At 53.2% G+C, this 11,598-nt stretch carries 12 protein-coding genes; 4 read left to right on the forward strand and 8 right to left on the reverse strand.

Annotated features, from left to right (window positions below):
* The first annotated feature begins 33 nt into the window (after nucleotides 1–33).
* Together CSR02_RS09585 and CSR02_RS09590 are read left to right on the forward strand one after the other, a co-directional pair.
* A complete protein-coding gene (locus CSR02_RS09585; RefSeq protein WP_099541500.1) occupies nucleotides 34–1,389 on the forward strand; it encodes an MFS transporter in 1,356 nt (451 codons plus the stop codon).
* Between the two features lie 101 nt (nucleotides 1,390–1,490).
* A complete protein-coding gene (locus CSR02_RS09590) occupies nucleotides 1,491–2,564 on the forward strand; it encodes a cobalt-precorrin-5B (C(1))-methyltransferase (RefSeq protein ID WP_099541501.1) in 1,074 nt (357 codons plus the stop codon).
* A 4-nt stretch (nucleotides 2,565–2,568) separates the two neighbouring features.
* Here the strand turns inward: CSR02_RS09590 and cobM are convergent, their stop codons facing one another.
* The 3 genes from cobM to cbiE are packed head-to-tail and all read right to left on the reverse strand — an operon-like array spanning nucleotide 2,569 to nucleotide 4,943.
* A complete protein-coding gene (gene cobM / locus CSR02_RS09595) occupies nucleotides 2,569–3,327 on the reverse strand; it encodes a precorrin-4 C(11)-methyltransferase (RefSeq protein WP_099541502.1) in 759 nt (252 codons plus the stop codon).
* Nucleotides 3,328–3,702 carry a cobalamin biosynthesis protein gene (locus CSR02_RS09600; protein WP_099541503.1) on the reverse strand — a complete coding sequence of 125 codons (375 nt, stop codon included), beginning with the start codon at nucleotides 3,700–3,702 and terminating at the stop codon, nucleotides 3,328–3,330. It abuts the gene before it with no gap.
* Complete coding sequence (gene cbiE / locus CSR02_RS09605) at nucleotides 3,699–4,943, reverse strand: precorrin-6y C5,15-methyltransferase (decarboxylating) subunit CbiE (RefSeq protein ID WP_099541504.1); 1,245 nt, start codon at nucleotides 4,941–4,943, stop codon at nucleotides 3,699–3,701. The genes CSR02_RS09600 and cbiE overlap by 4 nt, the downstream gene beginning before the upstream one ends.
* 88 nt (nucleotides 4,944–5,031) lie before the next feature.
* On the opposite strand from cbiE, the gene CSR02_RS09610 reads away from it, so the two are divergent.
* Nucleotides 5,032–5,835, forward strand: coding sequence for a cobalt-precorrin-6A reductase (locus tag CSR02_RS09610; protein ID WP_099541505.1), 804 nt, complete (start codon nucleotides 5,032–5,034; stop codon nucleotides 5,833–5,835).
* Here CSR02_RS09610 and cobJ read toward each other — a convergent pair.
* The 4 genes from cobJ to cobG are packed head-to-tail and all read right to left on the reverse strand — an operon-like array spanning nucleotide 5,805 to nucleotide 9,134.
* Nucleotides 5,805–6,563, reverse strand: coding sequence for a precorrin-3B C(17)-methyltransferase (gene cobJ, locus CSR02_RS09615; RefSeq protein WP_099541506.1), 759 nt, complete (start codon nucleotides 6,561–6,563; stop codon nucleotides 5,805–5,807). The genes CSR02_RS09610 and cobJ overlap by 31 nt on opposite strands.
* On the reverse strand, nucleotides 6,560–7,285 hold the full coding sequence (locus tag CSR02_RS09620) for a precorrin-2 C(20)-methyltransferase (RefSeq protein ID WP_003630818.1): 726 nt from the start codon (nucleotides 7,283–7,285) through the stop codon (nucleotides 6,560–6,562). The genes cobJ and CSR02_RS09620 overlap by 4 nt, the downstream gene beginning before the upstream one ends.
* Nucleotides 7,286–7,915 (reverse strand): precorrin-8X methylmutase, encoded by a 630-nt coding sequence (locus CSR02_RS09625; protein WP_003625945.1) that lies wholly within the window; start codon nucleotides 7,913–7,915, stop codon nucleotides 7,286–7,288.
* Nucleotides 7,902–9,134: a precorrin-3B synthase gene (cobG, locus tag CSR02_RS09630; RefSeq protein WP_099541507.1), complete on the reverse strand. Its 1,233-nt coding sequence runs from the start codon at nucleotides 9,132–9,134 to the stop codon at nucleotides 7,902–7,904. The genes CSR02_RS09625 and cobG overlap by 14 nt, the downstream gene beginning before the upstream one ends.
* 170 nt (nucleotides 9,135–9,304) lie before the next feature.
* On the opposite strand from cobG, the gene CSR02_RS09635 reads away from it, so the two are divergent.
* On the forward strand, nucleotides 9,305–9,844 hold the full coding sequence (locus CSR02_RS09635; RefSeq protein WP_035366411.1) for a Dabb family protein: 540 nt from the start codon (nucleotides 9,305–9,307) through the stop codon (nucleotides 9,842–9,844).
* Nucleotides 9,845–9,885: 41 nt separating this feature from the next.
* On the opposite strand, the gene fumC is transcribed toward CSR02_RS09635, so the two are convergent.
* Entirely contained in the window at nucleotides 9,886–11,334 is a 1,449-nt protein-coding gene (gene fumC / locus CSR02_RS09640; RefSeq protein WP_099541508.1) for a class II fumarate hydratase, read from the reverse strand.
* Nucleotides 11,335–11,598 lie beyond the last annotated feature (264 nt).

Raw genomic sequence — 11,598 nt, forward strand, 5'->3', positions numbered from 1 at the left:
GACGGTTGCCTGTGTAAAGAGGAGTATCTCCCCTTGAAACAGACAGACCCTCTGTCGCCTCCGCCTGCATCGTTTGCAGATCGTCTTGGAATTCCCGCACCTCTGTTCTGGGGTTTTGTGGGGCTTCTGTTCTTCATGATTGGTGATGGTGTAGAAGCCGGCTACCTTGCCCCCTATCTGGAAGGGCATGGTACATCTGCCGGCAACACCGCACTTTTGTTTACCATTTACGGCGTTACAGTTTCCATCTCCGCCTGGCTTTCTGGCCCCCTGTCTGATCTATGGGGCCCAAAGCGCGTCATGTGGATCGGCTTGGCTATCTGGGCCGTTTTTGAAGTTATCTTTCTGGCCTGCGGTGTTGCCGTTAACAGCTACCCCATCATGCTGCTGGCATATTCCCTGCGTGGCTTAGGGTATCCGCTGTTCACTTACGGCTTCCTGGTCTGGATTGCCGCTGCCACACCACCTCGCCAGCTTGGTTCTGCTGCGGGTTGGTTCTGGTTTGCCTTTTCTGGTGGTCTGCCTACCCTGGGCTCTCTGTTCGCCAGCTTTGCCATTCCTGTTATTGGGGAAATGGCCACTTTCTGGTCTTCTCTGGGTATGGTTGTCTTTGGCGGCCTGCTGGCCCTGCTGCTTACTCGTGAACCCACAGGATCTCAGCGTCTGGCTGCACCTGGCACTCCGGCCAAGGAAATCTTCTTCAGTTCCATCAGTATTCTGTGGCGCGAACCCAAAACGTTTGTGGCCATGGTGGTACGCACCATCAACACATCATCCGAGTATGCGTTCTTGGTGATCATGCCAACCTTCTTTACCAAGGTTATTGGCTTCACGCTTTCTCAGTGGCTGCAGCTGCTGTCCATCGTGTTCCTGTCCAACATTCTGGTAAATCTGTTTTCCGGCATTTCCGCAGACAAATTCGGTCATCGTGAAGTTGTGGCTTTTGGTGGCGGCATTGGCGCAGCCATTATGGTGCCTGCCTTCTATTATGTGCCGCAGATGTTCCCCGGCAACTTTATGATTGCCGCTATTGTGGGTGCTTTGTATGGCGCATCTCTGGCGGCTTTTGTGCCGCTGTCCGGTTTGGTGCCCCAGATTTGCCCGAAGGAAAAAGCCGCCGCTCTTTCCGCTCTTGGTTTGGGCGCTGGTGCCAGCACATGGGTTGGCCCGGCCATTGTAACGTGGTTTGAATCCTGGCGTGGTGTTGAAGGTATTATCTGGATCTTCTCTGGTCTGTATGTCGCCTCTGCCCTGATGACCATGTGCCTGACCATTTCACCCGAAGCACGCCGCTATCTGAAAAAGATCTCTGAACGGGAAAAACAGAAGCGTGCAGCTGCTGCCCGTGGTGATATTGCTGAAGAACTTTCCGTCAGCAAACAATCCTGAAGACGCTCTGCTTTATATGCAAAGCTGGCAAAGGCCCCATCCAGAAGTGGATGGGGCTTTTTTTATGTTCTGCAACACGCAGATGAATTACATCATGCCGCATGGCACCCAACACTCCCCCCCTCCGGCGAGGCTGGACAACAGGTAGCTGCGCAACAGCCGCAGCAAAGGCTGCATGGCTGATGCTAAACGGCCATTCAGTTCCAGCATGCGTAAACATTACCCTTCCCGCTGGCCAACAGGTTGGTTTTACCATTGCCCGTACCGGTGGCACGCCAGATGCACCTTTTGCGGAAGTTATTAAAGATGCGGGGGATGACCCGGACATCACGCACGGGGCTCTTATTCGGGCAACGGTAAAAACCTTGCCTACTGGTTGCGGAATTGTGTTTCAGGCTGGTCCCGGCGTAGGCACAGTCACCCGCCCCGGCTTACCCATAGCCGTGGGGGAGCCCGCCATAAACCCTACCCCACGCGCCATGATACGTGCGGCTTTAACCGAAGCAAACGCAGGGATCTGCCCAGATGCAGAGGTAAGTATCAGCGTTGAAAATGGAGAAAAACTGGCTGAACGCACATTAAACAGTCGGCTCGGCATTCTGGGCGGTCTGTCCATTCTGGGCACAACCGGAATTGTAGTGCCTTTTTCATGCTCCGCATGGATTGAGAGCATCCATCGGGGCGTAGATGTTGCGCGTGCAGAAGGCCTTACCCACTTGGCAGGAAGCACCGGTAATGTTTCCGAAAAGGGCGTGCAGAAATTTTATAACCTGCCAGACAGCGCGCTTATTGAAATGGGGGACTTTGCTGGTGGCCTGTTAAAATACCTTCGCAAGCATCCCGTTCCTCGCCTTACAATATCTGGCGGCATCGCCAAAATGACCAAACTTGGCCAAGGTTTTATGGACCTGCATTCCAAACGGGGCCCGGCAGATATGCGCCAGCTAGCAGAGCTTGTTCTGGCACATAATGGAAAACCCGATCTAGCCGACACAATTACGCGTAGCCCCACAGTGGCGGAAGCCTTTTTGCACGCAAGCCAACAGGGTTTTCCGTTAGGGGATCTGATTGCCCGCTCCGCCTTACAAACCGTTAAGGAGGTTCTACAGCCAGCCCCTATACAAGCTGATGTGCTGGTGTTTGACCGTGCAGGCAATCTGGTTGGGCAAGCCTGAAAGCTTAGTCCTGCCCGCGAAAACGCCGCCGATAATCAGGATTATACAAAGCGCTTTCCCTAAAATCCTTATCTCCCAATACACGACCAACAATCACAAGAGCTGTCCGCTCAATGGGGTTTTCTTTCAGCTTATCCGCAATATTGGCAAGCGTTCCACGCAGTACAAGCTGATCTGGCCATGTTGCCCGTGCCACAATAGCTACCGGGCAATCAGCCCCATAAAATGGGGTCAGTTCCTCTACAATTCTATCCAGCGCATGCACTGCCAGATGAATAGCAAGAGTAGCCCCTGTAGCACCAAAAGCTGCCAGTGTTTCTTTTTCCGGCATGGCAGAAGCACGCCCATTTACGCGCGTAAGCACCACGCTTTGCGCAACACCCGGAATGGTAAGTTCCTGCCCCAGTATGGAAGCCGCTGCCGCAAATGCAGGCACCCCCGGTGTCATGCTCCACGGAATACCGTGTTTTTCCAAGCGGCGGATTTGCTCAGCCACAGCGCTGTACACAGAAAGATCACCCGAATGCAGGCGCGCCACATCCTGCCCCTGCTGATGAGCCTTTACGTATTCGGCTTCAATCTCGTCTAATGTCATGGGGGCTGTATCAACCTTGCGCGCATCTGGCGGGCAAAACTGCAGCATTTCCGGCGGCACAATAGACCCCGCATATAAACAGACCGGGCAGGATGCCAAAATGTCTCTCCCACGTATGGTGAGTAGATCAGCCGCTCCGGGGCCTGCCCCAATAAAATGCACGGTCATTCAAATGTCTCCTTCTGCCACGGCGCATGTCACACCATTCATGCTGCAACGCGGTACAATAAGTTTGCCCTGTGGGCCAGCCGCAACCAATGCACAAGCCTCAGATACAGAAGCTACTCCGGTATGTTGCATGCTACGGGCTGATACCGTCTGGCATTGCGCACTAACCTGCCGCATGGCGGCAAGCTCTACCCAGATAATTCCGGCACCCATCCATTTTGCCACCTGTAATGGCAGGTTTTCCGTATGCCGAAAGGCCGGAACGGCAAGAGCTGACAGTTTTTTGCCAGACTGTTGCGCCAAGGCCTGTGCAATACATGCCTGAGCCTGCGCTAAGCTCGCCCTACTGTTCCAGCCCAAGCCGAGGAATATCATGAGGCATCGGGTTTTTGGGCGACCCACTGTGTTACCGGCATGGCAGGACGAAAACCGTGGAGAGATCCTATTTTTTCTAACCGGGATACAGAGATACGCGTAAGCGTTCCGCCCCATTCCTGCATGGCACGCAGCAAGCGTGCTTCTGTTTCCGCCACCACGGCATTCACCACGATGCGCCCTCCGGGTTTAAGAGCCTGCCATGCGGTTTCCAACACACCAGCGCGACTTGCCCCTCCGCCAATAAAAATAGCATCGGGCTTTGGCAAATCTTCCATGCCTTCTGGTGCTCGGGCCTGCCTTACATTTAGCCCCGGCACACCAAGAGCCGCCGCATTACGTGCAATACGCGCAACCCGTTCTGGCTGCGCTTCAATACACACTGCGCGGCAGGCAGGAGATGCCAACATCCATTCAATACTGATGGAACCAGCTCCTCCGCCAATATCCCACAATAATTCGCCTGCTCGAGGTGCGAGGGATGACAGCGTAACCGCACGAATTTCCCGCTTTGTAAGCTGGCCATCATGTTCGAAGCACGTATCTGGCAGCCCGTTGGTTAGTGGCAAGGTATGGGACGCACTTTGGGCATCTATCTCCAGCCCGATCAGATTAAGCCGCTGAAGCTTATCTGGCGCACCTTCATGGGCATAAAAACTGTGCATGGCTTCATGTGGACCGCCCAGCCGTTCCAGCACATGGCAACGCGTCGCCCCCAATCCTTTACTCACAAGCCAGTTAGCCAAAACATGCGGTGTATTTTCATCGGCAGACAGCACAATAATCCGGCCAGATGGCTGCAATGCTGGGTAAAGCTGCTCTATGGGTCGGCCACAGAAGGATACTACCCGGCATTCCTGCTCTGCCCATCCAAGCCGACTACATGCCAAGGCCACAGAAGATGGCGCCGGCAAGCACAGCATTTCCTGCGGAGGGACAGAACGCGCCAGTGTGCTCCCCACGCCAAAAAAGAATGGATTGCCAGATGCTAGAACCACCGTCGGCAAGCCCTTTCGGGCAAGAATGGCGTCTATTCCGCGTTCAAAGGGTATTGGCCATGCAAGTGTTTTGCCCTGCACTAATGGGGCTGCCAACTCCAGATGGCGCGCACCGCCCACAACGAAATCTGCCTGCGCAAGAATGGCACATGCAACAGCAGAAAGACCTTCCACACCATCTTCCCCAATCCCAATCAGAGTTAACCACGGCGTTTGTGGCACATGCTGGGGTTGATTGGTCATTCATCCATTCCTTTTTTGGCACACACTTGCACGGCAACGGCCTTGGCTTTTACAACACTTTGTTTTTCATGCTGTAAAGCTTGCGCTCATGTCTTCGTCTTCCAATAATTTTCGCGTTCTTGTTCTTGGGGGCACCACTGAAGCCTCTGCCTTATGCCGTGATCTGGAAAAGGAACCGTCTATCAGTGCCACGCTTTCCCTTGCCGGAGTAACCAAACAACCGCATTTACCTACGCTATCCGTGCGAATTGGCGGGTTTGGCGGCTCTGATGGACTGAGCACATGGCTGAAAACACATGAAATCAACGCCGTAATAGATGCCACTCACCCTTTTGCGGCCACTATGAGCCAACACGCCGCCACTGCCTGTGCTGCTACACAAACGTCTTTGTTGCGTCTGGAACGATCGGGCTGGCAGGAAATGCCGGGCGATACATGGTTTCATGCGCCCACTCTAACTGACGCTGCCACTCTATTAGCCAACTCACCAAAGTGGGGAACAACCCCGCAGCGTATTTTTTTAACAACAGGCCGTAAGGAGTTGGCGCCGTTTAAAACTGCGCCACAGCATCATTACCTCATCCGCTCCATTGATGCGCCAGATCCTGTTTCCTTACCTCCACATGCAACCATCCTGCTGGATCGCGGTCCTTTTGACGTGCAGAGTGAAGCCAGGCTGATGCAAGATTACGACATCAGCCTGCTGGTTTCAAAAAACTCTGGCGGCAGCGCAACATATCCCAAGCTGGAGGCTGCACGCCTACTGCGTATCCCCGTCCTGATGATTGATCGCCCAGCGGCTTGCCCTAACATCCCCACAACAGAAACGGCCCAGCAAGCCATGGCATGGTTACAGGCACATCAGACAGCATCAACCCGCCGTAAAGTATAAAACCACGGTTCACCATCGGGCCGCTCCACCAAACGGCTGGCTTTGCAACCTATCAGCACCAACGTGCTCATATCGGCCCATTCGGCATTGGCTTCCTGTAGAGTAGAAAGCCGCACTGCCTCATCCGGCCGCCCTATGGCGCGCGCAAAGGCAACGGGAATGGTGGGGGGCAAAACACTCCGCAAATGCTCCAATGCCTCACCCAACTGCCACGGACGAGCGTGAGACCGTGGATTATACAGCGCAATGACAAAGCCCGCCTGTGCTGCCAAGCGCAAACGTTCAAGCACCACATCCCAAGGTTTGAGATTATCCGAAAGGGACATCACACAGAAATCCCCACCCAAGGGGGCCCCCAACCGCGCAGCCGCAGCCAGAACCGCACTCAGGCCGGGAACAACACTGATATCTAGCGCGCGCCATGTGTCTGGCCCTTGCTCCAATGCCTCAAATACAGCGCTGGCCATGCCAAACACACCGGCATCTCCGCCAGAAACAACAGCTACATGCCGCCCCTGCTCTGCCATTTCCAGAGCATGACGTGCGCGGTCCAGCTCCACCCTGTTGTCTGAGGCATGGCGAACAACATGCGTAGGGGCCTCTACCCGGTTTACATACGGCCCATATCCGACCAGATCCGTTGCTTTAGCCAATGCCTGATCTGCCTGCGGGGTGCGCTGAAGGCTGTTACCTGGCCCCAACCCTACAATGGTAACGCTACCCTTCATCTTACACCTTTCCGACCCGGCAGCAGAACCAGCGAGAAATAAGGCACGCTATCTTCCTGCTCCTGCAAGGCACACATACGGGTATTTTCCTGCGTGCCACGTTCAACATATACGGCATCTTCCAGACGGCCGGCTTTTTCCAGCGCCCGCCTAACCTGCGGCATGTTACGGCCCGTTTTCATGATAACTGCGGCATCTGCCTGTTCCAGCCAGTTGGTCAGCTTTTCTTCTGGCAACGTGGCGGGAAGAACGCACAACACATCATCACCATGCGTTATGGGCAGGTGCGCCTGTGTCCAGCATCCGTTCATGGCCATAATACCGGGCACAACTTCGGTTTCAAAACCGGCTTTCAGCCGATCAAAAAGGTACATGGCCGAACCGTAAAGGAAGGGATCGCCCTCACATAACAGAACAACGTCCTGCCCTTTATCTAACCGTTGGGCCAGTTTGTGTGCGCATTCATCATAAAACTGGCCCATGCCACCATGATATGCAGGGTTGGCAACAGAAATTTCCGTAGTGAATGGATATTCCAGCCGCAATTCTTCAGCATCCGGGGCAATATGCGCACGTGCAATGGTGCGCGCATGGCCCGGCCTGTCATGACGGCAGAAATACGCTACCACCTTTGCTGCCTGTACCAGACGGACAGCCCGAACGGTCATGAGTTCCGGATCACCCGGCCCCACACCAACAACCTGTAATCTGCCACGTGTCATTTATTCACGCTCACAGGCCAGAGCATTCACCGCAGCAGCAGCCATAGCACTCCCTCCCGGTCTGCCACGCACGACAAGCCACGGCACATCCTTACGAAGGGAAAGAGCTTCCTTAGATTCCATGGCACCCACAAAACCTACAGGCAACCCGATAATAGCTGCCGGATACGGTGCCCCTGCATCCAGCATTTCCAGCAGGTGGAATAACGCGGTAGGTGCATTGCCAATAGCAACCACTGCACCTGCCAGTTTTTCTCCCCACAGATCCAGCGCGGCGGCTGAACGGGTGTTGCCAATCTGGCGGGCCAGTTCGGGCGTGCGGCTGTCGCGCAATGTACAAACAACCGCATTATCAGCAGGCAAGCGTGCCCGCGTAACCCCGTGAGCCACCATTTCGGAATCACACAAAATATTGCAGCCTTTTTTCAGGGCTGTACGGGCAGCCGCCACAAAATCTGCCGTCATGCTGACAGATTGCGCCATCTCCACCATGCCGCAGGCATGAATAATGCGCACAACAACCTGCGCTTCTTCTGGCGTAAAGGCAGAAAGATCCGCTTCTGCCCGAATGGTCGCGAAGGAGCGTTCATAAATAGCAGCTCCATCCTTGATATACTCATACGCGGCCATTCATTATCCTTTCCTGTGGCTTGGTGCCTATAAAATAGTCTTCGACTGCTCTGTCATCTGGAAAAAATCGCATGACAGGCCCCGATGCCGTGCCATTGCAGATAAGCCCGTAGCCATTTTGGGCAGCAACCACTGTCCAGCTTGCTTTTGCTGGGTGCGCACAGCCTTTACTGCACCCGGAAACATGCAGGCTTTTCCCTGCCCCCAAACTATGCGCCAGTTTTTTTGCCAGAGCTTGTGTTGCACCTTCTGCCTGCGCACACCCTGCATTGCCCATACAGGCAGAAACACGCAAAATAGGATTGGTGCCTGTATCCACCATATCCGCCACATGTGGCGTGCACGGCATGCCATGCAGAATAATACTGTGCCACGGCGTAAGCCGGAGAATGCCATCTCCGTTTCGTGCGTGATTAGCGCAACTCCGCAGCATGGCAGATGTTAAAATGCCCAAGGGCGCATTGAGTGCGTATAAAGCAGGGCCTATTTTACCCGCCAGCATAGCCGGGTCTGGCGCCGCTATATCCATATTTTCTGCCGGACAACCAAGCTGATTGATAGCTTGGAAAAGCATTTGACCCGTTTGCGGATAACGCACAGGTCGTTTGCCTTTTGGCAGAGTTACAAAGGCCTGCGCCAGCTTTACAGCCAATTCAACAGCAACCTGAACAGATGCGGGCTTACTTTTCTGGTTGCCACATACAACAGACCATAACCCCGCCCCATTGGTCTGTAGCGTAATGTCTGCCTTCAACAGCCCAACAGTAAACAGCCCTCCGCCATCTACGGCAAAACCGAACTTATCCGGCAATGTAGAAAGACTGTTGGCATCACACAAAGCTGCACGCAAAGCTGTAGCGCATTCTAATGTATCCGGAGCACAGGAAGGATCACACCCCGCCAAAGGGGATACCAATAATGCCAAACGCTTTTCATATTCAGGGTTGGCCATACCCAAGCCAGCCAGAACAGCCAGTTCGGGAAAATGCAGAGCGTTGGCGTGAGAGAACCCGCGTAATTGCAGACTGGCGCGGTTGGTAAGACAGATCAGCCCATTGCCCTCACGCTCTGCAATCTGTGCCAGAAAAATGGCCTGCGCCGCAGTTATCCGGCCAAAGGCTGGCCTTACCCGCACCAGCCAACCATCTTTGGCCTGCATGGGGGTAAACAAGCCCGGACACCACCCTTTAACCTCTGGTGGCGTAAAACGCTGTGTCACGCTATCTGCCTCCCTTTCTGGCTACGGCGGATACAAAATCTTTCTTCACGGCCGTCCTGTTACGCAACACACGCCCTGCTTGTCAAAAAGCCGGTCGAGCTTCCATATTTTGTCGGGCAGCAAGCCGCAGCATTGCGTGAAGCAGCAGCAATCTGTGTTATGAAATACAAATGACCATAACACCCTCTCCTCTCATCCGCTTGAGCTTGATGGCTGGTTTACTTTGTGTTGGACCCAGCATTTACTTTACGTATGCTTATGCAAAGGAAGATATCCCGCAGGATACCGCCGCACAGGCCACGCATGCGCTGGTAAAGCAGATAGGTGAACAGCGCTTTACTGCCCCAGATTTTCGTCCAGGCACTGTGCGCCATATGGTAATGTTTCAGTTCCGCCACACGGCAACTACAGCAGAAAGACAGGAAGTAACACGGCGCTTTCTGGAACTGGCAACACACTCACGCCGCCCGAACGGCGCACCCGTTGTTGCCAGCTTGGAAGCTGGGCCGCAAAATAGTGGTGAAAATGCTGATCTGGGGCTGGATTACGGATATCTTGTTACCTTCCGTTCAGAAGGTGATCGTAATTACTACGTAGGCCGCCCTATTGTGCATACGAGCGGATGTTTTGACCCTGCACATGATGCATTCAAAAAGTTTGCCGCGCCATTTCTGGCCAATGTGGTGGTTTTTGATTTTACCGTAAAGTAAGGGGAGAGAAGACCTCTCCCCACACTGTAAACCCTGAGCATTCAGGCGCCTGCAACGCCTTCCCCCACCATATCAAGTGGGTTCACCACTTTATCAAAAGTAGCGGCATCCACATAGCCAGATTTCAAGGCTGCATCTTTGAGGGAGAGATCATGCTCCATGGCAATGTGCGCAATTTCTGCGGCTTTATCATAGCCAATTACGGGAGCTAATGCCGTAACAAGCATAACGGACCCGCCCACATTCTGCTTGAGCCGCTTTTCATTTAGTTGTGTGCCTTGCACAGAAAAAATGCGGAAGTTATGACAGCCATCTGCCAGAATACGGATACTGGCAAGGCAGTTAGCCAATATGACCGGCCGCATAACATTCAGATCCAACTGGCCCTGACTGGCGGCAAAAGCAATCGTGTTATCATTACCCAGCACCTGCGTGGCAATCATCACCATTGCTTCACATTGGGTTGGATTCACCTTGCCGGGCATGATGGAAGATCCGGGTTCATTTTCCGGCAGGTGCAGTTCACCCAACCCACAGCGCGGGCCAGAGGCCAACCAACGCATATCATTGGCAATTTTTAGCAATGGCACAGCCAAACCACGCAAACCAGCAGAGGTTCTGGCCATGGCATCCAACCCACTTAACGCAGCAAATTTATTAGGTGCCGTAACAAAAGGCTGTTTTGTGAGCTCTGCTATACGTGCAGCTATCGCCTTGCTGAAGCCTGCCGGTGCATTCAGCCCCGTGCCTACAGCAGTGCCTCCAGCGGCAAGTTCAAACAGAGCTTCACGATCTTTACGCAAGCCGCAAAGTGCATCTTCAAGCATCTGCACCCAGCCAGACCATTCCTGCCCTACTGTTAAAGGCACGGCATCCTGCAAATGGGTACGGCCAATTTTAACAACGTCCATCCATTGCTCAGCTTTCTGGCGCAAGGCTTCTATAAGCTTTTCTACGCTGGGCAAAAGTCGATTTTCAATTTCCAGCAACGTAACAACATGCATGGCCGTTGGAAATGAATCGTTGCTGGATTGGCCCATATTCACATCATCATTGGGGTGAACAGGCGTTTTGGAGCCAATTTTGCCACCTACAAGCTGGATGGCACGATTTGCAATAACCTCATTCACATTCATATTTGTTTGGGTGCCAGACCCTGTCTGCCAGACAAACAGCGGAAAATGTGCATCTAGCTTGCCTGCCGTAACTTCATCTGCAACCGTGGCTATCAGATCGGCTTTCCATTGCGGCATACGCCCTTCCGCTGCGTTTACCAAGGCCGCGGCTTTTTTAACAATGCCGTAAGCATGGTAAAGGGGCAAAGGCATACGCTCTGTGCCAATGGAAAAATGCACCAGACTACGCTGGGTTTGCGCCCCCCAGTATTTATCTGCCGGAACATCTATAGTTCCCATTGAATCCCGTTCCTGCCGAACACCTGTGGCCTGAATGCCTACGGGACAAAAACGAATTTGCGGATTATCGCTCATGATACATACCTCCCTGCTGGCAAGTTACGTTCCGCCAGCTTTCTGGTTTGAGCAGCATAGACCTCTTCGGCATCTAAAAATGAGACTGCGACCATCACATTTAGACGACTATGATTTTTAATGAGATATTTATAGATTTTTCAAAATTTACTTATATCTATATTTTTATAAATTCTTTTATTACAGCAAGAATTAGGGCCTGTTAGATCTTAAAATACTTCCTATATTGTATGGATTGAAGAAGGAGACGGAACAGGCACTTTC

This window comes from Acetobacter pomorum (assembly GCF_002738225.1).
GTDB classification, from domain to species: domain Bacteria; phylum Pseudomonadota; class Alphaproteobacteria; order Acetobacterales; family Acetobacteraceae; genus Acetobacter; species Acetobacter pomorum.

Coding starts and splice junctions, on each gene's coding strand:
- CSR02_RS09590 (WP_099541501.1), top strand. CDS start 1,491: ATGGCACCCAACACTCCCCCCCTCCGGCGAGGCTGGACAACAGGTAGC.
- cobM (WP_099541502.1), bottom strand. CDS start 3,327: ATGACCGTGCATTTTATTGGGGCAGGCCCCGGAGCGGCTGATCTACTC.
- CSR02_RS09600 (WP_099541503.1), bottom strand. CDS start 3,702: ATGATATTCCTCGGCTTGGGCTGGAACAGTAGGGCGAGCTTAGCGCAG.
- cbiE (WP_099541504.1), bottom strand. CDS start 4,943: ATGACCAATCAACCCCAGCATGTGCCACAAACGCCGTGGTTAACTCTG.
- CSR02_RS09610 (WP_099541505.1), top strand. CDS start 5,032: ATGTCTTCGTCTTCCAATAATTTTCGCGTTCTTGTTCTTGGGGGCACC.
- cobJ (WP_099541506.1), bottom strand. CDS start 6,563: ATGAAGGGTAGCGTTACCATTGTAGGGTTGGGGCCAGGTAACAGCCTT.
- CSR02_RS09620 (WP_003630818.1), bottom strand. CDS start 7,285: ATGACACGTGGCAGATTACAGGTTGTTGGTGTGGGGCCGGGTGATCCG.
- CSR02_RS09625 (WP_003625945.1), bottom strand. CDS start 7,915: ATGGCCGCGTATGAGTATATCAAGGATGGAGCTGCTATTTATGAACGC.
- CSR02_RS09635 (WP_035366411.1), top strand. CDS start 9,305: ATGACCATAACACCCTCTCCTCTCATCCGCTTGAGCTTGATGGCTGGT.
- fumC (WP_099541508.1), bottom strand. CDS start 11,334: ATGAGCGATAATCCGCAAATTCGTTTTTGTCCCGTAGGCATTCAGGCC.